The 22336-nt window shown below is 33.3% G+C and carries 23 protein-coding genes; 17 read left to right on the top strand and 6 right to left on the bottom strand.

All coding sequences use genetic code 11. The features are described 5' to 3' along the window. The 17 genes from QO182_RS06220 to QO182_RS06140 all read left to right on the top strand — a co-directional run bounded on the left by QO182_RS06220 (position 1) and on the right by QO182_RS06140 (position 15148). Positions 1–399 carry a toxin-antitoxin system YwqK family antitoxin gene (locus QO182_RS06220; RefSeq protein WP_371537246.1) on the top strand — a complete coding sequence of 133 codons (399 nt, stop codon included), beginning with the start codon at positions 1–3 and terminating at the stop codon, positions 397–399. Then, the gene (locus tag QO182_RS06215; protein WP_371560525.1) at positions 399–1088 is read left to right on the top strand and encodes a glycosyltransferase family 2 protein; all 690 of its coding nucleotides are present in this window, start codon (positions 399–401) and stop codon (positions 1086–1088) included. Before QO182_RS06220 ends, QO182_RS06215 begins: the two co-directional genes overlap by 1 nt. Before the next feature lie 4 nt (positions 1089–1092). Next, positions 1093–2574, top strand: a complete 1482-nt coding sequence (locus QO182_RS06210) for a cellulose synthase family protein (protein WP_371560522.1) — start codon at positions 1093–1095, stop codon at positions 2572–2574. Beyond that, positions 2571–3893 carry a glycosyltransferase 87 family protein gene (locus tag QO182_RS06205; RefSeq protein ID WP_371560521.1) on the top strand — a complete coding sequence of 441 codons (1323 nt, stop codon included), beginning with the start codon at positions 2571–2573 and terminating at the stop codon, positions 3891–3893. Before QO182_RS06210 ends, QO182_RS06205 begins: the two co-directional genes overlap by 4 nt. Before the next feature lie 41 nt (positions 3894–3934). Next, on the top strand, positions 3935–4516 hold the full coding sequence (locus QO182_RS06200) for a sigma-70 family RNA polymerase sigma factor (RefSeq protein ID WP_371560519.1): 582 nt from the start codon (positions 3935–3937) through the stop codon (positions 4514–4516). A gap of 23 nt (positions 4517–4539) precedes the next feature. Next, complete coding sequence (locus QO182_RS06195; RefSeq protein ID WP_371537258.1) at positions 4540–4809, top strand: hypothetical protein; 270 nt, start codon at positions 4540–4542, stop codon at positions 4807–4809. A 280-nt stretch (positions 4810–5089) separates the two neighbouring features. After that, the gene (locus QO182_RS06190) at positions 5090–5941 is read left to right on the top strand and encodes a hypothetical protein (RefSeq protein WP_371560517.1); all 852 of its coding nucleotides are present in this window, start codon (positions 5090–5092) and stop codon (positions 5939–5941) included. A gap of 376 nt (positions 5942–6317) precedes the next feature. Continuing rightward, positions 6318–6467 carry a hypothetical protein gene (locus QO182_RS06185; protein WP_371537262.1) on the top strand — a complete coding sequence of 50 codons (150 nt, stop codon included), beginning with the start codon at positions 6318–6320 and terminating at the stop codon, positions 6465–6467. Between the two features lie 9 nt (positions 6468–6476). After that, positions 6477–6980 carry a DinB family protein gene (locus QO182_RS06180; protein ID WP_371537264.1) on the top strand — a complete coding sequence of 168 codons (504 nt, stop codon included), beginning with the start codon at positions 6477–6479 and terminating at the stop codon, positions 6978–6980. After that, positions 6968–7669 carry an NRDE family protein gene (locus tag QO182_RS06175; RefSeq protein ID WP_371560515.1) on the top strand — a complete coding sequence of 234 codons (702 nt, stop codon included), beginning with the start codon at positions 6968–6970 and terminating at the stop codon, positions 7667–7669. Before QO182_RS06180 ends, QO182_RS06175 begins: the two co-directional genes overlap by 13 nt. Positions 7670–7739: 70 nt before the next feature. Further along, the gene (locus QO182_RS06170) at positions 7740–8426 is read left to right on the top strand and encodes a hypothetical protein (protein WP_371560513.1); all 687 of its coding nucleotides are present in this window, start codon (positions 7740–7742) and stop codon (positions 8424–8426) included. Between the two features lie 70 nt (positions 8427–8496). Further along, on the top strand, positions 8497–9909 hold the full coding sequence (locus tag QO182_RS06165; protein WP_371560511.1) for an FAD-dependent oxidoreductase: 1413 nt from the start codon (positions 8497–8499) through the stop codon (positions 9907–9909). Positions 9910–9935: 26 nt separating this feature from the next. After that, positions 9936–10688, top strand: coding sequence for an alpha/beta hydrolase family protein (locus tag QO182_RS06160; protein WP_371560509.1), 753 nt, complete (start codon positions 9936–9938; stop codon positions 10686–10688). Positions 10689–10732: 44 nt separating this feature from the next. Further along, positions 10733–12163, top strand: coding sequence for an NAD(P)/FAD-dependent oxidoreductase (locus QO182_RS06155; RefSeq protein WP_371560507.1), 1431 nt, complete (start codon positions 10733–10735; stop codon positions 12161–12163). A 68-nt stretch (positions 12164–12231) separates the two neighbouring features. Continuing rightward, positions 12232–13281, top strand: a complete 1050-nt coding sequence (locus QO182_RS06150) for a DUF2652 domain-containing protein (RefSeq protein WP_371560505.1) — start codon at positions 12232–12234, stop codon at positions 13279–13281. 136 nt (positions 13282–13417) lie between these two features. After that, positions 13418–14446 (top strand): hypothetical protein, encoded by a 1029-nt coding sequence (locus QO182_RS06145; protein WP_371537285.1) that lies wholly within the window; start codon positions 13418–13420, stop codon positions 14444–14446. Between the two features lie 15 nt (positions 14447–14461). Continuing rightward, positions 14462–15148 (top strand): haloacid dehalogenase type II, encoded by a 687-nt coding sequence (locus QO182_RS06140; RefSeq protein ID WP_371537287.1) that lies wholly within the window; start codon positions 14462–14464, stop codon positions 15146–15148. A gap of 85 nt (positions 15149–15233) precedes the next feature. Here the strand turns inward: QO182_RS06140 and msrB are convergent, their stop codons facing one another. From msrB to QO182_RS06110, 6 genes are all read right to left on the bottom strand, one after another. Further along, a complete protein-coding gene (gene msrB, locus QO182_RS06135) occupies positions 15234–15776 on the bottom strand; it encodes a peptide-methionine (R)-S-oxide reductase MsrB (RefSeq protein WP_371537289.1) in 543 nt (180 codons plus the stop codon). A gap of 4 nt (positions 15777–15780) precedes the next feature. Then, entirely contained in the window at positions 15781–16413 is a 633-nt protein-coding gene (gene msrA / locus QO182_RS06130) for a peptide-methionine (S)-S-oxide reductase MsrA (RefSeq protein WP_371537291.1), read from the bottom strand. A 152-nt stretch (positions 16414–16565) separates the two neighbouring features. Beyond that, entirely contained in the window at positions 16566–17528 is a 963-nt protein-coding gene (locus QO182_RS06125; protein WP_371560504.1) for a nucleoside hydrolase, read from the bottom strand. Between the two features lie 7 nt (positions 17529–17535). Next, the gene (locus tag QO182_RS06120; RefSeq protein ID WP_371560502.1) at positions 17536–18525 is read right to left on the bottom strand and encodes an aminoglycoside phosphotransferase; all 990 of its coding nucleotides are present in this window, start codon (positions 18523–18525) and stop codon (positions 17536–17538) included. 175 nt (positions 18526–18700) lie between these two features. After that, positions 18701–21676, bottom strand: a complete 2976-nt coding sequence (locus QO182_RS06115) for a TonB-dependent receptor plug domain-containing protein (protein WP_371560500.1) — start codon at positions 21674–21676, stop codon at positions 18701–18703. Between the two features lie 45 nt (positions 21677–21721). Then, entirely contained in the window at positions 21722–22294 is a 573-nt protein-coding gene (locus QO182_RS06110; RefSeq protein WP_371560498.1) for a DUF2064 domain-containing protein, read from the bottom strand. Between the last annotated feature and the right edge of the window lie 42 nt (positions 22295–22336).

The raw sequence follows: 22336 nt of genomic DNA, 5'->3' as shown, positions 1-22336 counted from the left end.
ATGATGAGAGTAATTTACCTATTGATTATATTTACTTTTTTTCAAGCTTCCGCTCAAAGAAACTATCAAAAAAGCTATTTTAAAAACGGACAATTACAATCAGAGGGTTGGTTAAACCAAAATCAAAAAGTAGATTACTGGTTTTATTATTTCGAAAATGGAAATAAGAAAGAAGAAGGTCACTATACCGCTAATAAAAAATGCAAGTGGTGGATTTTTTACAAATCAAATGAGGCAATCAATAAAAAAAGTGAATTTGAAAACGATCAATTAAATGGTTATTCATTATTTTACAAAAAAAATAAACTCGTTAAAGCTGAAAAATATTCTATGGGGATCAAAATAAAAGAATGGAATTCAATAACTGAGTTCAAAAAAGACAATAAAATAAGCTTCTAATGAGTAAGATAAAAGTAATTATTCCTGCTTATAATGAAGAAAAAGCTATTGCACACGTTATTAAGGAAATTCCAAATTCAGTTAATGAAATTATTATTATTTCTAACAACTCGACTGATAATACTATTAAAGTGGCAGCAGCAGCTGGTGCCACCGTACTTTCAGAAAACAGGAAAGGCTATGGCTATGCGTGCTTAAAAGGAATGGAGTACATTTCGAAACAAGAAATAAAACCCGATATTGTTGTTTTTTTAGATGGAGATTACTCTGATTACCCTGACGAATTAACTCAACTTATTGCTCCGATATTAGAAGACAATATTGATTTTGTTGTTGGCTCCAGAGTGGCTCGTTTACGAGAAAAAAATTCGATGACGCCACAGCAAATTTTTGGGAACTGGCTGGCAACAACTTTAATGAAAATCTTCTTTAACGCAACATTTACAGACCTGGGTCCTTTTAGAGCCATAAAATATGAAAAGTTACTCGCTTTAAATATGGAAGACAAAACCTATGGATGGACGGTCGAAATGCAACTTAAAGTTCTAAAACAAAAAATGACTTACGTAGAAATTCCTGTTCGCTATAAAAATAGAATAGGAATTTCAAAGGTGTCAGGAACTGTAAAAGGAAGCGTTATGGCGGGAATAAAAATAATAGGATGGATTTTCAAATATACCTTTAAATAATAGCATGCTACTACTTTCATATATCATTGTAATTCTATACAGCATTTCGATTTTACTTTTATTTTTCTACAGTTTAGCACATTTTAACTTACTGTTGAATTATTTAAAAAGTAAAAAGAGTACGGATAAGTCTGTACAATTTGACCTTTCAAAACCAAATGAAATTCCCTTTGTAACTATACAGCTTCCTATTTATAATGAGAGGTATGTAGTAGAACGTTTATTAACTACCGTCGCACAAATGGACTATCCAAAGGACCGACTTGAAGTTCAAGTTCTTGATGACAGCACTGATGATAGCGTACTGGAAACAAAAGAGTTAATACAAAAATTAGCACAATCGGGACTAGATATAAAACACATTCAACGTACTGATAGAAAAGGGTTTAAAGCAGGTGCTTTGAAGGAAGGTTTGCTTACCGCCAAAGGTGAATTTATAGTTATTTTTGATGCTGATTTTGTTCCTCAAAAAGACTGGCTCTATAAAACAATTCCCTATTTTAAAAATCCGAAAATTGGAGTGGTACAAACCCGATGGGGACACCTAAACCGCGATTACTCTGTATTAACAAAAATTCAGGCTTTTGCCTTAGACGCCCATTTCACTTTAGAACAAGTAGGTCGAAATTCTAAATTGCATTTCATCAATTTTAATGGAACCGCTGGAGTATGGAGAAAGCAATGCATTCTCGATGCGGGAAACTGGGAAAGTGATACACTTACCGAAGACTTAGATTTAAGTTATCGTGCACAGTTAAAAAACTGGGAATTCAAATATCTCGAAAATGTAGTTACTCCTGCTGAATTACCAGCAATAATTAGTGCAGCACGTTCCCAACAATTTAGATGGAATAAGGGAGGCGCCGAAAACTTTAGTAAAAATGCCATTCGAGTATTACAATCAGAATCTATTGGCTTCAAGACAAAAGCTCATGGAATGCTGCATTTATTGAATAGCACTATGTTTTTGGCTATTTTTACAATGGCTATTTTAAGCGTACCTATGCTTTACATCAAGAATCAATTCCCCGTTTTTGAAAAGGTATTTGACATATTAATATTTTTTGTTATTACTTCCATTCTCTTTTTTATCAGCTATTGGGCAACCTACAAAAGTATCCATGGAGGCGGTTTCAAGAACTTTATAAAATACATTACTTTATTTATCACATTTTATACCATTGCAATGGGATTTTCATTTCACAACACTATAGCAGTGCTAGAAGGTTTATGGGGTAAAAAAAGCGAATTCGTGCGCACTCCAAAGTTGAATATTGAAGGACTTAAAGAAAAATGGAAACAGAATAGTTATCTCTCGCATACAATTTCAAAAAACATCATTGTTGAAGGAATATTAATCCTTTACTTTATTTTTGCAATGTATAGTGCTTTTTTATTGAATGATTACAGCTTGATTGCTTTGCATTTAATGCTTTTCTTAGGTTTTAGTTTTGTATTTGTCAAATCAATACAAATTAATAAATGAATTTGAACGCTTCAAAGAACATGAAGTCCTATGGCTTTCTTATACTGAGCTTATTGATCTATGCCTATATCGCTTATGTTTTAAAGCGAGCTGATTTTCTATATTTAGTAATTTCTTATAGTTTATTGTTCGTGTGCTTTTATCAAATTATAAAACTACAAAAAGACAATATTCCTTTTTTAATAGGAGCCGCATTAGTCTTTCGATTAGTTTTTATGCTAGCATTACCCAATTTATCTCAGGATTACTTTCGTTTTATATGGGACGGAAACCTCATACTCGAAAATATAAATCCCTACTTACAGTTGCCAAAGGACCTAATCAGTCAAAGCAATTTTATTATTCCGAATGGCACTGAATTGTATAACGGAATGGGAAGTTTGAGTGCTGGACATTACTCTAATTATCCGCCTTTTAACCAATTCTTATTTGCTGTAGCAGACTTTTTCAGTGCACAATCAGTACTTGGAACAGTTATAATGATGCGACTGTTGACTATTCTGGCAGATTTTGGAACAATCTATTTTGGTGGTAAATTACTTGTCCGTTTAGGAATGGAGAAACACCGTATTTTCTGGTACATACTTAATCCATTAGTACTTATTGAGCTTACTGGAAATTTACATTTTGAAGGGATCATGCTCTTCTTTTTTGTTTGGTCCATGTATTTACTAGAACAAAACAAATGGAAATTAGCTGCCTTTGTTTTAGCCTTATCTATTTCTGTCAAATTATTGCCCTTATTACTATTACCGCTTTTTTTAAGAAAATTAGGATGGAAAAAAGCAATTTCTTTTTATACTATCGTTATTGCAGTAAATATATTGCTCTTCCTCCCCTTTCTTTCGAAGGAATTAATTCAGAATTATAGCGAAACCATAGGTCTATGGTTCACTAATTTTGAATTCAATGCTAGTATTTATTATATCATTCGTCAGATTGGTTTCTGGATCACTGGGTACAATATTATTCATACCACCGGCAAAATCATCCCTGTATTTATTATTATCTATATTGCTTTTCAAAGTTTAAAGGAGAAAAATAAAAACAGTACCATCCTAATCAACAGTATGTTATTAGTATTGACTGTTTATTTTTTTACTGCTACAACAATACATCCTTGGTATGTTATTAACCTTATTTTGATTGCTGTTTTTACATCCTACAAATACCCTTTTATATGGAGTTACACTATAATTTTAAGCTATAGCGCCTATTCTCAAATAGAATTTTCTGAAAATTATTGGTTAATTGCTATCGAATATAGTACAGTTATCCTTTATCTATTTTATGAAAAAAGTAAGATTTCAGAGATTTAAAAAAGAGTACCTTTGAGCTTTTAAAATAAAAGGAAAAATTCATGGACCTGATTAAAGAAAATTCAAAATCCGTTTTAGAGCAGTGGGTCAATCAATTTAGTGATGAACTCTATTCTTGGGCATTTTTTAAAACCTCTTCTAAAGAAGTCGCCGAGGATTTAGTACAAGATACTTTTTTGGCTGCATTTCATAAAATAGATAGTTTTCAAGGTAAAAGCCAACCTAAAACCTGGTTATTTTCAATACTCAACAATAAAGTAATTGACCATTATCGTTTAAGTGCGCGTACCACTAAAAAGAACTTCAGTTTGACCGAAAATAGCGGTAACGATCTTACTGATGGAATCTTTAATATGTATGGTTGCTGGAATAGTAATGAGATCAAATCCCTATGGGGTCAAGAGGAGGAATTATTAGACAATCCTGATTTTAATGCAATCATGGAAGAATGTATGGATGATTTACCACAGAAATGGAAGTTAGCCGTTACATCCAAATACTTAACCGAAAAAAAAGCAGAAACCATTTGTCAGGAGTTAGAAATCACTGCGTCTAATTATTGGCAGATTGTTCATAGATCAAAGCTGCTTTTAAAAAAATGTCTGGAATTAAAATGGGTTTAACCAAACTTTAATATTCAAAGAAAATGAATACAGCAATGAGAATGTTGTTGAGAACCTGTCAGAAAACAACAGAGTTAATCGACAAAGAAATGTTCGCTCCTTTAACGTTAAAAGAAAAGATGCAATTAAAGGCTCACAAAGCCATGTGCAAAACTTGTAACGCCTATGAAACCCAATCCAAATTAATTGATGCCCTTCTAGAAAAATGGTTTGTATCTGACCCCAATAAAAAAAAATCTAAATTAGACGAAGAGAAAAAAAATAAAATTATTGAAGAGATAAATAAGTCATAATTGCTAAGTCACTCGACTAAAAAACAGCAAATGAATATAGTTTTTTTGATTCAATTTCGAAGCTAGTAAAAATCTTCCGTTTATACTACCACATTAATTCAATTAACAATTTGGGGCGGCCCCATAAACTAGTATCACAAAGCCAAAGAATATATTAAAAGAAATCTACGATTTCAAACAACGATTATTGGTATCATTAAAAAATTATAAATCAATTTAAAAATAATCTACACAAGGTAGATTATATCGTATTACACTAACAAATTTTTTTAAACATTGCATGAAACATTATTATTTACATTACGCTTTTTTATTTCTTCTATTTACTAATTTCGCATTTGCACAAGAACAAAAACAAATTCAATTTAAAGAGCAATACACTAAACACAACAAGGGGAAATTTTTTATCTCTTGGGGTGGAAACAGAGAGGTTTATTCTAAATCAGATGTTACCTTTACAGGGAAAGATTATAATTTCACATTAGACAATCTTAAAGCCCACGACAAACCAAAAGGTTGGAATATAGATTATATCAATCCTTCCAGAATGACAATTCCACAAACTAACTTTAGATTGGGTTACTTTCTAAACGACCATTATAGTATTGCAATTGGTTTAGATCATATGAAATATGTTATGACTCAAAACCAAACTGTTAATATAACTGGTACAATAGACGCTAATACACCGTTTGACAATGTATATAATAACACTCCAATCGTCACAACAGAGGATTTCCTGAAATATGAGCATACAGATGGGCTAAATTATATACATCTTGAGGTTTCAAGAAACGATGATATTTCATCTTTATTTGGCATTAACAATACCGATAAAGTTCAGATCAATCTAACGGGAGGTGCTGGTGCCGGAGTATTATATCCTAAAACAAACACCACTTTATTGGGTAAACTGCGTCACGATGATTTTCATGTTTCAGGCTATGGAGTGTCATTGAAACAAGGTTTGAATATAACTTTTTTCAAACATTTCTATATTCAAGGAGAACTAAAAGAAGGTTATATAAATATGCAAGACATAAGGACAACTGAAAGTCCAGATGACAAAGCATCTCAAAGTTTCTTCTTTCTCGAAAGATTAATTAATTTTGGCGTAATTTTTAAAGTTTAATAAGCGATACAAACCTTAAAAAATAATTATCTTAAAGTCATTTCATATTATGCCCTGCTGAACAATTCTTTCTATTACAAATCCTGAGATTGCTTTTGCTTTTAGAGGAAGAAAATAGATAAAATAAATAGCATTCTTGTTTTTCAAAAACCAATACAGATTAATTTCTGTGTTGGTTTTTTTATTTTAAATACTGTCAGGAAATGAAGACTCTTGCGTCTATACTATCAAATTAATCATTAGGAAACAGGAGCAAAAAACAATTCGATTAAGAACCTTTTTTTATGATGCTGAACTAACTGACATAGAAATACCTCTTTGCCTGTTTGAAAAAGACCTTACCAATAAACCTGATGATGTTAAAGAACCTAAATACATGAATAAACTTAAAACCGGAGGATTATTATCTGATGCTGCCATTATCGATACAACAGTAGTAATCTCCTATTATAATTTTGTCAATCGAACCGTTTTAGGACTAAGAGTATCTTTAGAAAGTGATGGAAGAAGTGGCTATAACTACTAAATAAGAAAAATGAAAATCTATTGTCAAGAAAATTTAAACGAAATAAAGAAGGTGCTGCTTCAACTAACAAATGAACAATACGCCTATCCATCATTAACTTTGTTTGGAGCTACCATTGGTCAGCATGTCAGACATATATTAGAATTCTATCAAAGTGTATTTGATGGTTTAGAAACTAGAGTTATAAATTATGACAATAGAAAAAGAAACCTTTTAATTGAGACTGACAGTGCTTACGCTATTGAAATTATTGATTTAATAAATAGTCAATTAGCATTAAGTACTCATGATAAAACTCTTGTTTTAGAAGGGAATTTTCGTATAGAAGAAGGCGAAAAGATGAAAATTAAAACTTCCTTTTTTAGAGAGTTAGGGTATTGCTTAGAACATAGTATCCACCACCAGGCACTTATAAAAGTAGGTTTACTAGAAGCAAACTGCATGTCCTACATTGATGAAAATTTTGGGCTTGCTCCCGCAACAATCAGATACCGAAAAACATGTGCACAGTAAGTTTTATTCCCCTTAAAGAGGGCTTTCTTTTAACCTCAAATAGAGACGAAAAAAGCTATCGCCCTACTATTTCACCTCAGGTCTATTCTGAAAATGAAATTAAGCTTTTATATCCAAAAGATGAAAAAGCAGGTGGAACTTGGATCGTAGCTCGAAATGACGGAACGAGTATTATTTTGCTTAATGGTGCATTTACTAATCATACAAAACAATCAAATTATAGTAAAAGTCGAGGTATTATTTTAATTGAAATCGTTCAGGCTAAATTTCCGCTATTTTATTTTCAAGAAATGGATTTGGAAAACATTGAACCATTCACATTAATAATTTTCCAACTCCATACTTTAACAGAGGTAAAATGGGACGGAAATGAAAAACATGTATTTGAAAAATCAATTAGAAAACCACATATATGGTCATCAGCTACTTTATACAGTAGAAAACAGAAAAACTTAAGAAAGCAATGGTTTGAAGATTTTTGTAGGCACAATGAACCACTTTCCATGGAAAAAGCACTTTTATTTCACGCTACAAAAGAAGAGGATAATACTGAAAATGGTTTAGTAATCAATCGTGAAGACAAAACTAAAACAGTTAGTATAACTCAATTATTATTGACAAACAAAAACGTACAAATGACTTATGTTGATAGAATAAACAATGAGACAATTGAAAAAATAACATTTTGAGGAAAGCTTAATTAGACAAATAGTAATAATCAAGTATAATACGATACACCTAAAAGCAATTTCCCGATAAATGAGATTATTAGATAAATATTCACAAAAAAACAATCCGCTTTTATTGGGCTTTATGATAAGTCTAATAGGTGCAATACCTTTGGGTTATATCAATGTAATTAGCTTACAAATTTTATTAGAACAAGGAAATTGGGCTTCACTTCTATTTATATTAGGAATTATTACTGTGCAATATTTTGTGTTACAAACAGTAAATAAAATTGCAGAATGGCTCGTTAGTCAACAGAGATTACTATTGCTAATTGATGTCTTTACTATCCTATTCCTTTTGGGAATTGGCCTATACTTTATGAGTGATACTACTAATTATGACAGCAGTAGTCTATCTCGCTTTAAACTGGCACAACACCCCTTTCTATTAGCCTTATTTCTAAATGGTTTAAATTTTATTCAATGGCCTTATTGGTCGGGGATTTATGTCTATCTTTTCAGAACGGCTAAATTAGAGATTCAGAAAACAGCTAATAACACATTCATTATAGGAGCTATTCTGGGAACTTGTTTGGGAATGTTTCTTTTTGCCCATGTTGGACAATTTTTAATTGAGGCAAATCAAATAAAAATAAGTACTTATCTTACCCCCATCTTGATGACTCTATTCCTATTATTAGCTTTGGTACAAACGGTAAAATTTATTTTAAAAAATAATTTATTACTTAACGTAAAAAGTAAAATAAGATTGTAACACCCTAAAATAAGGAAAAGAGAAAACAATAAAATAAAACTTTAATTTCACTAAATAAAAAATATAAAAGATGAATAAAGAAATCAAAATGTTCGGTGCTGAATGGTGTCCGGATTGTCGAAGAACCAAAGAATTTTTTACTAAAAACAATATCGCATTCGAATATATAAATATTGACATCACTCCCGAAGCCTCTCAACTTGTTGAAAGTTATAACAAAGGAAAAAGAATAATCCCAACAGTATTGATTAACGATGTGGCATTTAGTAATCCTCAAAATTTTGAATTAGCACAACAGCTGGGCGTCAACAAGCAAGGAAGGCTTAAAATGTTTGGTGCTGATTGGTGTCCTGATTGTCAGCGAGCCAAACATTTTTTACAAGACAATCAAATTAATTTTGAATTTATTGATGTAGAAAGTACAGAGGGAGCAAGTGAATTTGTCATGAACGCAAATAATGGAAAAAGAATTATCCCTACCATTTTGTTCAACGAGGAAGCCTATTCTAATCCTGACAATGCGACCCTTATGACATTGTTAGAAATAGATAAAGTAGCTGATACCCGAGTTTATGATGTGCTTATCGTAGGTGGAGGAGCAGCGGGACTTACTACAGCTATTTATGCGCAAAGAGATCGATTTGATAGTATCATACTCGAAAAGAAAAATATAGGTGGTAATGCTTTTATAACTAAAAAAATAGAAAACTACCCTGGTTTCAAGGAAGTTTCTGGACCTGACTTAATGGATCGAATGGCAGACCAAGCCGAAACATTAGGGGGAAAAATTGAAACTGGTGAGGAAATAGTGAATATAGAAAAAGTACAAAACTTTTTTAAAGTCTTTACTAAAACACAAGAATATCGGGCAAAATCTATTGTCATAGCAACAGGAAGTACGTATCGAATTCTTGGTATAGCTGGAGAAGAGGAACTTATTGGTTCTGGTATTCACTTTTGTGCTACTTGTGACGGTGCTTTCTATCGTGACAAAGAAGTAATTGTAATTGGTGGTGGAAATAGCGCCTTAGAAGAAGGCATGTTTTTAGCTGGATTTTGTAAAAAAGTGAGCATTATTCATCGAAGTGAACAATTTTCAGCAAATGAAATATATACCGAGAAATTAGAATCCTTTCCAAACATCGAAATCTATTTGAATAAATCTCCAAAAGCATTTATAGCAAACGAAAGCGGCAGTTTTGAAAAAATGATTTACACCGATAATCAGACTGGAAATGACGGAGAAATAATAGCCCATGGTGTTTTTGTATTTATAGGGTTAATACCCAATACAAAACCTTTTGAAGGATTGATCAATCTTTCTCAAAGCGGTCATGTTTTAACTAAAGGATTAAATCAAACAAGTGTTCCTGGGATTTTTGCTGCTGGTGATTGTAGATTTGGAGCCATTGCACAAGTTGCTGCCGCTACTGGTGAAGGTGTTGTAGCAAGTTTTGGAATCAAAGAATACTTGAAAAAATAAAAACCCAACAAAAAAATTAGAAAAAGATGAGTGAAAAAATGAAATTTAAAAATAGTCAAGGACAACATTTGGCGGCATTATTAGAGCTGCCAAATGAAAAACCATTGGGGTATGCCATTTTTGCCCATTGCTTTACCTGCAACAAAAATCTAACGGCAGTTAGAAATATAGGAAAAGCTTTAAATAGTAAAGGAATTGCCGTTTTTGGATTCGATTTTACTGGATTAGGCGAAAGTGAAGGCGATTTTGAAGATACTAATTTCACGAGTAATGTAGATGATTTAAATGCTGCTGCTGATTTTTTAAAAAGTAATTATGAAGCTCCTTCCATATTAATTGGACATTCACTCGGTGGCGCCGCTGTACTTTTTGCTAAGCATCAAATACCTTCTATTAAAGCTATTGTAACGATTGGTGCTCCTGCTAACCCTTCTCATATTTCGCATTTATTCAGCGATAGCGTTTCAGAGATTATAGAAAATGGCATTGCTGAATTATCTATTGGCGGAAGGCCATTCAAAATAAAAGAACATTTTCTAAATGATATCAAAAGTCAGAAAATCGAAGTTGCCATTGCAAATTTAAATGTTCCAATAATGATTTTTCACTCCCCTATTGATCAAACGGTAGAAATTGACAATGCCGCAAAAATTTATAAAACGGCAAAACACCCAAAATCATTTATTTCATTAGACAAGGCAGATCATTTATTGAGCGATAAAGAAGATTCAGAATTTGTTGGATTAATGATTGCTGCTTGGTCTAAAAGATATTTATAGAACAAATTATTACTAAGCGTTAACTAATATTAAAGCAATACAACATGAAAAAATACGATCTAATAATAATAGGAGCTGGATCTGGTGGACTAAGCGTAGGCGGATTTATGGTGAAGCTTGGTTTTAAAGTACTGATGATTTCAAAAACAGAACATCAAATTGGAGGTGATTGTCTTAATGATGGCTGTGTGCCCAGCAAAGCATTAATTCATGTTGCAAATATTGTTGGTAATGCTAGAAAAGCGAGTGAATTTGGACTTCAAATAACTCAAGAAGTTGATTTAGAAAAAATAGTGAAATACATTTATGACAGCCAAGAAGTCATACGAGCACATGAAAATAAACCGCACTTTGAAAAAGAAGGTTTTGATATTGCTATAGGTAGTGCAAAATTCACAGGAAAAAATGAAGTTGCCGTTAATGGCGTAAACTACACCGCTAAAAAAATAATTTTGGCTACGGGATCTAGACCTAGAAAACTAAACATTCCGGGCATAGAAATGGTCAAATATTATGATAATCAAAGTATCTTCAAAATAAAAGAGTTCCCAAAAGGACTCTTATTTATTGGCGGAGGACCAATAGGAATTGAAATGGCTCAGGCATTCCAGAAATTAGGTGCTACAATAACGGTTGTACATCATGGCAACACTATTTTACAACATGATGATCCAGATTTAACTACTATCTTGACTAAGAGATTAGAAAAATCAGGAATGGAGTTTCACTTTAATTCAGAAATTACCTATTTTGAATCTGCTAATAAAGGGTTTATTAAAAATAATGATGGAAAAATAACTCCCATAGAATTTGATGCTGTTTTTGTTGCCATTGGCAGACAATTAAACATTGAAAATTTAGACTTAGAAAAAGCGGAAATAGTTGTCCAAAACAACAGAATCGTGGTAGATGATTACTTGCAAACCACTAACAAAAACGTATTGCTTTGCGGCGATGTAGCAGGTAAACTACAATTTTCTCATGCTGCAGAACAACATGGTCGATTGATCATTAATAATTTATTTTCTCCATTAAAAAAGAAACTAAATAATAAACACATGTCTTGGGTAACCTTTACAGATCCGGAGTTAGCTACTTTTGGTTTTTCTGAAAAAGAACTTAAAAGCCAGAATATTACGTATGAAAAATTAAAGCAAAGCTTTTGTGACGATGATCGTGCCATAGTCGATGATTATCAATACGGACAACTTCAATTGTACATTAGTAAAGGAAGCTGGTTTCAAAAAGAAACGATCTTAGGGGGAACTATGCTAGCTCCAAAAGCTGGGGAATTAATTCAAGAATTAATTTTGGCAAATACTGCCGGTCTATCTATAAATACAATAGTCAATAAAATATATCCTTATCCTGTAGCGACAAGGATCAATCAAAAAATTATTGCAGAACACAAACAAAAAATTGTAACCAAAAAGGTTAAACAAATATTACATTTTGCTTTCAAAATATTTAGTTAAAAAAGGATAATGCAAGTAAATAAAACCTTAAATTACTCCTCCCTAACTTCAAATAAATAAAATAAAATATGGCAGAAGCTCTCTATTTTATGCCAGATATTAGTGGCTTTTCGCAATTTGTAAATGATACAGAAATAGAGCATAGCGTCCATATAATAGCTGAATTGCTAGAACTTTTACTTGACAACAATACGCTCAACCTACAGCTAGTAGAAATCGAAGGTGATGCCTTGTTCATGTTCAGCACTAAAATTCCCAGCTATGAAGAGTTACTGGGACAAACAAAAACAATGTTGGAAGAATTTCATAAACACACAAAAGAGTATGATACCAAACGAATTTGTAATTGTGGTTCCTGCAAAACTACTATCGATTTAGACCTTAAATTTCTGGTTCATTACGGTGAACTAACGATGATAAAAGTTAAAAACATCATTAAACCATATGGTAGAGAAGTAATACAGATTCATAGATTATTAAAAAATCAAGTCCCTGTTAAAGAATATATTTTATTTACTGAGAATATGCATACGTTATATCAGGATACCGTAGGGAAAAATTGGACAAAAAAAACGGAGATATATGATCTACAGAATTTAAATTATTACTACAAAGTTTTAGACAATATCAAACTCAAAGTAGAAGAAGAATCACAGAAAGAAGCAGAGAAAAATGAGGATATTACCATTCCTGATGCTGTAATAAATAAAACATTTAGTGCAAACATTCAAAAGATTCACCGTTACGTAAGTGAATTAAAATACCGTCATATCTGGGATAAAGAAATTGAAAGAATTGATTTTAATGAAAATGAAGTCAATCGTGTGGGTACAGAACACAATTGTGTTTTAAAGTTAGGGACTTTAAAGTTTAAAACAATTAGCAGGCCTTCAAAAGACAGCTTGATTTATGGCGAAAAAACCGAAGGAATGATTTTTATTAAAAAATTCTATTACCTCGTAAAATTACATAGCATAGATTTAAATACCACTGAAGTAAGTTTGAGCTTGTATCTTGAGTATACATTTTTAGGTCGTTTAATGAAGGCAAGTATTTTAAAACGCATTACAAAAATGTGGCAGAAAAAATTAGTGTTATTAAATCAAGTGACACAGTAAAAAAATTAAAAATATACTATTCAAGGTACTAAAGCTGAGATAAAATAAATTTATGAGAATGCCTTAGAGTCTCAAAAAAACCTTAAATTTTGCGTAGAAGTTAGTATCCGCATTTTTAATAATTAACTTTACGATTATGAAGAAAACCTTTTTTATACTCGCCGCATTTTTACTCATAATTGGTAGCGGATATTCATTTTATCCTTTTAATTCTGCTTCCGAGAAATCACCACTAGCAAAATTAGAATACAAGGGAATGAACTTGGTCGCACCTATTAAAGAATTAAAAAACACGACTTTTGAGGAGTTGAAAGCCTATCATATTAATTCGATATCTATAATACCATACGCTTTTGTTGATGTCGAAAATGCCTCTGTACACTATAATAACAAAAGACAATGGTGGGGCGAAAGAACAGAAGGAATTTCCGCCAGTAATCAACTAGCCCATGATTATAAAATGACTGTAATGCTAAAACCTCATCTTTGGGTAAACCATAACTTTTATACCGGTAACTTAAATTTTTCAACTGATGCCGAATGGCAAAAATGGGAGTCTGATTATGAAAAATATATTCTTGACTTTGCTCAACTAGCGCAAAACGAAAACATAGAACTCTTTTGTTTTGGTACTGAACTAGGAAATTCGGTTGCAAAACGACCTGAATATTGGTTTCAATTAATCCGAAAAATTAAAAAAATATATACCGGAAAACTAACCTATGCCGCAAACTGGGATGATTTTGACAAAGTCCCTTTTTGGAATGAGTTGGATTACATTGGCATTGATGCTTATTTCCCTTTGTCTGATGCTGCTACACCTGCAGTGGCTGATCTTAATAAAGCTTGGGAGCAACACATTGTAAAAATGGAAAAGCTTCAAGCCAAAATAAACAAGAAAATACTCTTTACAGAGTTTGGCTATAGAAATTCAGATCAAGCGGCCAAAGAGCCTTGGACTGAAAATCAAACTAACATTAATGATTTGGCACAAGCCAATGCCTATGAATCCTTATTTCAAACCTTAACTCAAAAATCTTGGTTTGCAGGAGGATTTGCCTGGAAATGGTATGCCGATGATTATCATAAAGAGAAAAAAAATAGTGTTGATTACACACCTCAGGACAAACCTGCCCTAGAGACCATAAAAAAATGGTACGAATAATTTAAAATTAGAAACATGACAATACAAAAAAACAAACCCCTATTAGTTTTTGACGTAAATGAGACTTTACTCGATATGACTCCTTTGAAAAAAGCAGTCAATTCACTCCTGAATGAAGAGCAAGGATTCCGAATCTGGTTTGGAATGTTATTGCATTATTCCACCGTTTCAAACAGCATTAATGAATACCATAATTTTACCACAATAGCCGCTGCAACACTTGATATGGCCGCAACATCAATGCATAAAAAAGTAACTGAAGACGAAATCAAAAAAACATTATCAATTATTAAATCATTGCAAACCTATCCCGATGTAATCAAAGGCTTGCAACTTTTAAAAGAAAATGGTTTCCGACTAATAACCTTAACCAACTCTCCTGACAGTGCTTTAAAAGAACAGTTAGAAAACTCTAATTTAACTGATTATTTTGAGCAAGCTTTAAGCATTGATGCTATAGCAAAATACAAACCTGCAGCAGAAACCTATTTATGGGCAGCAAAAAAACTAAATGTAAAACCAGAAGAAATGCTAATGATTGCAGCACATGGTTGGGATTTAGCAGGTGCCTCACACGCTGGTTTAGCAACTGCATTTATTGCTCGTGAAGGACAATCATTATATGCATTATCCAAAGAGCCTGATTTTGAAGCTACTGATATTTTAGCAATGGCAGAAAAATTAGTTCTAGCTTATCGATAATATAGTAAAATTATAAAACCCAAAAAGGGCGTTAGTTTTAAATAAAACTAACGCCCTTTTTTTGAACTAAATAATTAACCACAATTTATTTTGACTCTTGGAATAACATCGAAGCTGAATTCATGCAGTATCTCAATCCTGTAGGGCTAGGTCCATCATCAAAAAGGTGTCCTAGATGTCCTTCACAACGGGCACATACAATTTCTCCGCGTACCATTCCTAAACTTTTATCGACTACTTCTTTAACCCTATTGGGGTTAATTACATCATAAAAACTAGGCCATCCTGTACCTGAATTGAATTTTGTTTTAGAGGAAAACAGAGGTAATTGACAAGCGGCACAAAAATAATTTCCTTTTTTATGATTGTCATTAAATTCATTTTGAAAAGGACGCTCTGTTCCTTTTTTACGCAAAATGTTATACTGATTGTCCGTAAGTACCTTTTTCCATTCGGCATCCGTTTTTACCACTTTCTTCAACGAGGTATCTGCCAGCGACAAAAACGGTTGTTGTTGAATTGCTGTCTCAGTTGACGCAATTGTTTCATCACTTTTATTTGCTTTCATACACGCCATAAAGCTAAACGCAATTACGGGTAGTAGTAAGAGTTGTTGGTATCGTTTCATAATTTTAATGATTAGGTTTTAATTTTCCTTTATATGTTTTTTTGAACTTGTTGTATCGTGGTACTGACACCCCTTTCACATAAGGCTGATTGGGATTATTTTTTACATAATCCTGGTGATAATCCTCCGCTTCATAAAAGTCCATAACTGGCTTCACCTCTGTAACAATTGGATTAGCAAAAACTTTATTGGCGGTAAGCTCCTTGATCTTGTCTTGAATTATCTTTTTCTCTGCTGCGTTTTTGTAAAAGGCAATAGAACGATATGATGAACCTTTGTCTGGTCCTTGTTGGTTAGGCGTTGTAGGATCCTGTGATGCAAAAAACACATCTACTAATTCTTTATAAGAAACTTTACTAGGATCATAAAAAACTGCTACTGACTCCGCGTGTCCTGTTTTATTGGACCCCACTTGCTCATAAGAAGGATTTTTCATTGATCCTCCAGAATACCCAGATACTGCCTCGTCTACTCCTACTACAGCTTCAAAAACGTGTTCACTACACCAGAAACAACCCTCGGCAAAAACAGCAACTGCTTTCCCATTATTCGGTTCTAAAGACAATTTCTTTGTTTGTGCATTACAACTTAAAATTGTAAACAACACGACTACGTAACTTGCTAATTTAATTTTCATTTGCTGTATTTATTTGTTTTATCTAATCTATTTAACTTCAATATCATTATGGATTTTACTAGCTCTACTAGGCTTCTGCATTTCATAATTCTATCTATTGTAAGATACGTTTGATTTCTAGATTTAGTTTTGAAACAAACCTTAAAGTTTTGTTAGTTTTTTACACTTAACGTTTCTAATATTTTCTCTTCAAAACCTTGTAACGCTCTAATCGCATAATCCACTTTCTTCTTGGATTTATATTTATACGATACCTCTAAGAAATTTTTAAAAGGAACATTTGGCTGTACTTCTAAGGCATCGTTCTTTTTATAATTTACTTTAATGGGTATGTCTTTATAGTACGTAAAATATTCTGGGTGGGTAATCACTCCTAAAGTCGAACAGTCAAAAGGAATAAATCCTCGCACACCAAAAAACTTCTCATTTTTCTCCATCCACGGCTGAACTACATTAAACAACCATTTATCAGCTTCTTCATTTTGATCTAAACTAGCCAAATCAATATTACCAATGAAAGTGTAAGAACTTGGTTCATAACCCGCAAAAACCAGCGGTATAGATGAATTCAGAACGACGTCCATAGATTTATAATCAAACTCATAGTTGTAATCAAAAACATTTAGCTTTCCGTTTCCTGGGTTAAAAGGCAGCCCTGGAGTTCTAGCCGCACAAATCGAAATTTTCTCTATCTGCGGAATAATATCGGGATGATTCTGAATCAAAGTTGCAATATTAGTCATGGGCCCTAAGGCCAAAATCGTCAACTTCTCTTTCTTTAAAGCGGCATATAACGCCCTAGTTCCATCATTTTCAACACCCAAGTCATCTGCTTTTGGAGATCCTTTATATACTGGAATTGCAGCGCCTTTGTTATGCCATTTTAGGATTTTATTAATCACGTTATAGCTATAATCAACATAAGTAATCGAGCTGATTCCTACAATTTCGATTTGAGGTTGCTTCAACGCCATAATCAATGTGATTCCGTCATCTACCTCACGTGGCGTCTTATCAGGCATTCCAATCATTAGGTCTGTATCAAACCATACTTTAGTTTGTGCCTGCACTGCTGCCGTAAGCAGTAATGCAAAAAGCAGTATTTTATGTTTCATAATTGTTTTATTTTAAAATTAAAACTCTGGCAAAAGCTAATAAGTCTTCTTTGGTTTTCAATTCCATTTTCAAAGGCAATTGCGCTAAACCTATTAATCTACGCATGATTTCAGTACCTATAAAGCCATTTAAAATGGTCGTGTTTAATTCCTCAAAAGAATAGTAGTTTTCTTTTATAAAAGCAATAGCTGATTCCTTTTGCTGGGTCAAATACATATGTGCTATAAAAACTCCTAGATCAAACTCCCGTAAGCCATAAAAACAAAACTCAGGATCGATAATTTTAATGCCATCAGCGGCTTTTAACCAACTGCCTGGGTAAAAATCACCTTGCAATAAGTATTTCCCTTTTGACAGGTATAAAGACCCTAATCTCTCAATTTTATATTTCAGTTCTAAATCTTTTTTATAAGGCATCGCTACTGCTTGCAAACCCTCTTGAACTTGATCTAAATCAAAACCATTTTCTTCCCTAAAAGGATATTCAAAAATATGTTCATAGTTTAAGGTACGCATTTCTGTATTTGCCAGTTCATCATCAATAACCGTTTTCTGAAAACTTTGGTGCAAACCATTCAAATAATTCACCAACTGTTGTAACTCTCCTACTTGCATTTTTTGCTTTAAATCATACAAAACCGTATAGTCATTTGACTTACCTAAATCCTCTAAAGCAATCAAATTATTCACTGCATCAATACCTAAAAGCTTAGGCATTATATCTTGTACTTCCTTAGAACTGGCTATTTTTTCATAAAAAGCACCTTCGGTAAGTACACGATTTGCAGGCGCCAGAACCTGTGGATATTTCTCTACATAGCCTCTGGATTGCTTGATGATAAAAGAGCCCGCAGCGGTTTCTATCCGCAATACACAATTCATATTTCCATCGCCTGGTTTTGATATAGAAACAACCGTTTCGTCATTCTCTAACCATTTTTGTTGGTGTAAATAAGCAGCCAATTCTTTTGGCTCATTTGCATTTAGTATAAACATATTTTTTATTTTATTTGGGCGTTACCACAAGGGTCGGGCCATCCGTTATATTCCCGCTAAATAAAAACTACAGCTAAAAAACCTTGTTTTATTAAATCGGGATATACCACTCCTATCCCTAACGCAAATTAAAAACATCCTGCAAAGCTTATCACTCGCAGGATATTACTTTTTATTAGAATAAATAACGAACCCCAAACTGGAATTGTCTTGGTGGCGAAGCGTTTCTTTGTGTAAACAATCCGCTGGCACTTGAGCCACCTTGAATTTGGTTACTTTGAGTCGCATTATTACTATATCCACTTAAATTTTCGGCATTCAATACATTAAAGATATCAGCTCGTATTTCTATTTTATTATTTTCAGTAATCGCAAATTGGTGTTGGATTCCTAAGTCAAATGTAGTGCTCCACGGCAAACGATCATTATTTCTACTCTCTCCCGGAAAGCGATCACTGTTTCCTTGATATGCATCTGAGAAACTCGCGCCATCACCATTCAAATCAGTAGTTCCAAAACCAAGTGGAATTCTGTTAATAGGCTGTCCACTTTGCAGTAAACCAGCTAGTGTAACCGTCGTTCCTGGAAAAGGATAGTAGCTGTAAATTCCGTTAATATTATGTGTTCTATCATTTACAGACGGTCCCCATTCATTTGCATAATTATTCCCATCAGAAGCTCTAAAGTTGATTCCGTCCGTGTCATTTTTACTTGATGACAAGGTATAATTCAATCGGTACGAGTAATCATCAGCACCTCTTGCTTTTTGGTAATTAAAACTCATGGCATAATACCTAGACTTCCCTTCATTTTCACTTACAATAACACTTCTAGCAATTCCGGTAACCCTTTGTCCGTTTATAGTAGCACCTCCGTTAGTAATAGGAATAGGTCGAGAAGCATCGGCTTCAGCGGGAGATCTTATCACTACATTATTAGGATCAATAGGATATTCAGCAGCCGCATTTAAGTTACGCAAGCGCGTTAAGTTCTCTCCTCTATTGTGAACCACATCTACAAAAAACAATCTTTCGTCCGATAATTGCAATTGGTACCCCAGAGCAAACTCATGAGAATACGCATTTTTATATCCGTTAGGGTTTAAAATTCTGCGTTCATTCGAAAATATATTCTCTCTTTGTCCTTGTAAATCTGCTGCAGACGGCCCTTCTAAATAATTCACTCCAGAAAGCGAAGCTATTAAATTTCCGTTGTATGTAATTCGGTCAATATTAGTATTAGCGGGTAAAATCCCTAATCTTTTCAACTCTTCTAATTGCAATTTATAGCTTTGAGAAGTCGTGTTTTGCTGCAAAGCATCGCTATAAACGGCATAGTTCACTTTGTCGTATGAGATTCCGTATCCACCTCGTAAACTACTTGAATTGTTTAATTTATAATTGAAATTAAATCGCGGCGCCAGGTTATTGTAATCTCCTTTATCGCTACCGCCTTTTGATAAATTATCATAATCATAACGCAACCCTAAAGTAAGATTCAATCGATTTGTAACTGACCACAAATCCTCTACATAAGCGGAGTAAATATCTTGATTAGTTCCAAAAGAAGCAGGGCGCAATTCGACATTATAATTCAATACTCGCGTATCAAGTGGAATATCATTTACATTTATAGCACCTCCTACCTCACTATTTTTAATGATATCTATTTGGCTTTGGTTTAATTTCACACGGTAATTACCTACTGGATTTCCTCCTCCAAATAATTGGTGATCCCCTCTAATAAAATTCACACCTGCTTTAATGGTATGATTCTCGGTGTAATATTTGACTTTTTGTTGCAACTGAATCGTATTTTCAATCGCATCAAAAACATAACCTGGATTTCCAATAACACCTAATGTTTCATCATTGACGCCTAAAACCGTTACTTGCGAACTATTTGGATTAAATGGCTTTGCATAATTCCATCTAAAACGGCTGTACTGAAAATTAGTCTCCCCAGAAAAATTACCAAATTTATAACTGTTTTTTAAAGCCAATAAAATGCTATTGCGTTGCTGTGTGTTTCCTGCTGACTTAAAAGTAGAACCGCCATCGAGTCCGCCACCTTGTCTTTCAACATCAATCACGCCAACGTTTGCACGCAAGGACGAGTTAAAATTAGGATTCCAAATCTGGTCAATTTTAGCCGAAAAATAATCAAATGTATTCGTTCCTCTTACTGATTCTGAAACTCCTAATTCGGGTACATTTAATAAATTGTCTTTTATGTCTGTCGTGTGTTCAAAATTGAAATAATAGAAGGTTTTGTCTTTTGCGAAAGCACCCCCAATTCCTGCACCTGCTTGATAACGAGCAAAGCCATTCTTAACTTGGTTACCTGATAAATCTCTCTGAGCAAAACTAGATTTTCCATCAATGGATGGTCCAGGTCTTGTAATAAAGAACACTTCTCCAGTAGTTTCATTAGATCCAGAACGAGGTGTAATGTTGATTATACCGCTCCCTGTCAAGCCATATTCAGCCGAAAAATTACTAGTTAAAACCGTAACGTCTTTTACAAATCCAGACGGAATAGCAAATTTTTGTCCACCTAGAAATCGTTCGTTATTGTCTAAGCCGTCAATTAAGTATGAAGTATATTGCGAACTTGCGCCGTTAATACTCACATTAGCCGATTCAGGAAAAAAGCCTGTCGCTTGTGAAACATTGGGCAAACGAAATAAGACTCTCGTAATATCCCGACCTTCAACTGGGATCTCTTGAATCTCAGCAGCTTTCATTTCGAATGAAACTTCGGCATCCCGGCGATTAATTCTTGCAGTAGCTCCTTTAGTAATTACAACTTCATTCAACTCGTTGGATTCTTTTGGGGCTAAAACCAAGGTGACATTTGGCGCTTGATTTGAACGTACACTAATTAATTCTGATTTTTGAGCAGCATATACGGCTGTTCCTTTAAAAATAACTTGGTAACCATCTAAGGCAGGAATTCCTCTAAAAGTAACTTTCCCTTGACTATTAGAAATTTGTTGTAGACTACTATTACGAGAACTATTTATTAATAGTACCTCCAAATCACCAACAGGTTTTTGTGTATTAAAATCGATTATTGAGACGGACAAGTCCTCTTGAGCGACAGCAAATGTGGTGACACTCAATAATAAAAGCAGGAAAAATTGTTTCATTAAAATATGGTTTTGGATAATAATTTTAAAATAAAAGCTAGAAAACTACTCCAAAACGGGAGAGCCTTTATTAAAATTAATTCCAACAACCGCATTCGTATAACTGTGTTGTAAAAACGAGTATGTAGAAAGCACGTAGTAAAGAAGTGAGGCTAAGACATTTTTAAAAGTACTGTAAAATGGAAGGTCTTGCAGTACTTTCTCAAAATCACTTTTAGTATTACAATCGGCTAAAGGAGCCATGATTGCTAAATCTTCATCCAAATAAAGCGCTTGTAATTGTTCTAATACTTTGGGTGTTTGCCAATCAATTTTGGCGAAAGCCTCCTTGTTAAAAGAAACTCTTGCTATTCCCATCAAGTAAGTACCGCCTTTAAAATCAGGTCCAAGCACTAAATTTTTAACTTGTAATTCTTTAAAAGCTTCTTGCAAATGAGGCAACCGTAATCCCGGACTATCATTTCCTAAAACGATAACTTTATCATACCCCTTATCTAAAACGGATTGAATAGCGTGACTTAACTTATCTCCAAACGAATCACCTTGTTGTGCATTTTCATTAGAAATAAAATAAGGGAGTTTCGTTTTTTGAACCAGTGTCAAAACTCTTTCATTCATTTTTTGCCACAGTAAATCATTCTGCTTTTTTTTATAAGCAAT

The organism is Flavobacterium sp. Arc2 (genome assembly GCF_041431385.1).
Lineage (GTDB): Bacteria > Bacteroidota > Bacteroidia > Flavobacteriales > Flavobacteriaceae > Flavobacterium.
Note: the sequence above shows the minus strand (reverse complement) of the source record. Positions and strands in the feature narration are given on the sequence as shown.

Excerpts from the sequence above, each read along its gene's own strand:
- QO182_RS06175 (WP_371560515.1), top strand. The coding sequence starts at position 6,968 with ATGTGCACAGTAAGTTTTATTCCCCTTAAAGAGGGCTTTCTTTTAACC.
- QO182_RS06160 (WP_371560509.1), top strand. The coding sequence starts at position 9,936 with ATGAGTGAAAAAATGAAATTTAAAAATAGTCAAGGACAACATTTGGCG.
- QO182_RS06215 (WP_371560525.1), top strand. The coding sequence starts at position 399 with ATGAGTAAGATAAAAGTAATTATTCCTGCTTATAATGAAGAAAAAGCT.
- QO182_RS06140 (WP_371537287.1), top strand. The coding sequence starts at position 14,462 with ATGACAATACAAAAAAACAAACCCCTATTAGTTTTTGACGTAAATGAG.
- QO182_RS06145 (WP_371537285.1), top strand. The coding sequence starts at position 13,418 with ATGAAGAAAACCTTTTTTATACTCGCCGCATTTTTACTCATAATTGGT.
- QO182_RS06110 (WP_371560498.1), bottom strand. The coding sequence starts at position 22,294 with ATGAATGAAAGAGTTTTGACACTGGTTCAAAAAACGAAACTCCCTTAT.
- QO182_RS06125 (WP_371560504.1), bottom strand. The coding sequence starts at position 17,528 with ATGAAACATAAAATACTGCTTTTTGCATTACTGCTTACGGCAGCAGTG.
- msrA (WP_371537291.1), bottom strand. The coding sequence starts at position 16,413 with ATGAAAATTAAATTAGCAAGTTACGTAGTCGTGTTGTTTACAATTTTA.
- QO182_RS06210 (WP_371560522.1), top strand. The coding sequence starts at position 1,093 with ATGCTACTACTTTCATATATCATTGTAATTCTATACAGCATTTCGATT.
- QO182_RS06185 (WP_371537262.1), top strand. The coding sequence starts at position 6,318 with ATGAATAAACTTAAAACCGGAGGATTATTATCTGATGCTGCCATTATC.
- QO182_RS06220 (WP_371537246.1), top strand. The coding sequence starts at position 1 with ATGATGAGAGTAATTTACCTATTGATTATATTTACTTTTTTTCAAGCT.
- msrB (WP_371537289.1), bottom strand. The coding sequence starts at position 15,776 with ATGAAACGATACCAACAACTCTTACTACTACCCGTAATTGCGTTTAGC.
- QO182_RS06120 (WP_371560502.1), bottom strand. The coding sequence starts at position 18,525 with ATGTTTATACTAAATGCAAATGAGCCAAAAGAATTGGCTGCTTATTTA.
- QO182_RS06165 (WP_371560511.1), top strand. The coding sequence starts at position 8,497 with ATGAATAAAGAAATCAAAATGTTCGGTGCTGAATGGTGTCCGGATTGT.
- QO182_RS06180 (WP_371537264.1), top strand. The coding sequence starts at position 6,477 with ATGAAAATCTATTGTCAAGAAAATTTAAACGAAATAAAGAAGGTGCTG.
- QO182_RS06150 (WP_371560505.1), top strand. The coding sequence starts at position 12,232 with ATGGCAGAAGCTCTCTATTTTATGCCAGATATTAGTGGCTTTTCGCAA.
- QO182_RS06200 (WP_371560519.1), top strand. The coding sequence starts at position 3,935 with ATGGACCTGATTAAAGAAAATTCAAAATCCGTTTTAGAGCAGTGGGTC.
- QO182_RS06115 (WP_371560500.1), bottom strand. The coding sequence starts at position 21,676 with ATGAAACAATTTTTCCTGCTTTTATTATTGAGTGTCACCACATTTGCT.
- QO182_RS06190 (WP_371560517.1), top strand. The coding sequence starts at position 5,090 with ATGAAACATTATTATTTACATTACGCTTTTTTATTTCTTCTATTTACT.
- QO182_RS06155 (WP_371560507.1), top strand. The coding sequence starts at position 10,733 with ATGAAAAAATACGATCTAATAATAATAGGAGCTGGATCTGGTGGACTA.
- QO182_RS06195 (WP_371537258.1), top strand. The coding sequence starts at position 4,540 with ATGAATACAGCAATGAGAATGTTGTTGAGAACCTGTCAGAAAACAACA.
- QO182_RS06205 (WP_371560521.1), top strand. The coding sequence starts at position 2,571 with ATGAATTTGAACGCTTCAAAGAACATGAAGTCCTATGGCTTTCTTATA.
- QO182_RS06170 (WP_371560513.1), top strand. The coding sequence starts at position 7,740 with ATGAGATTATTAGATAAATATTCACAAAAAAACAATCCGCTTTTATTG.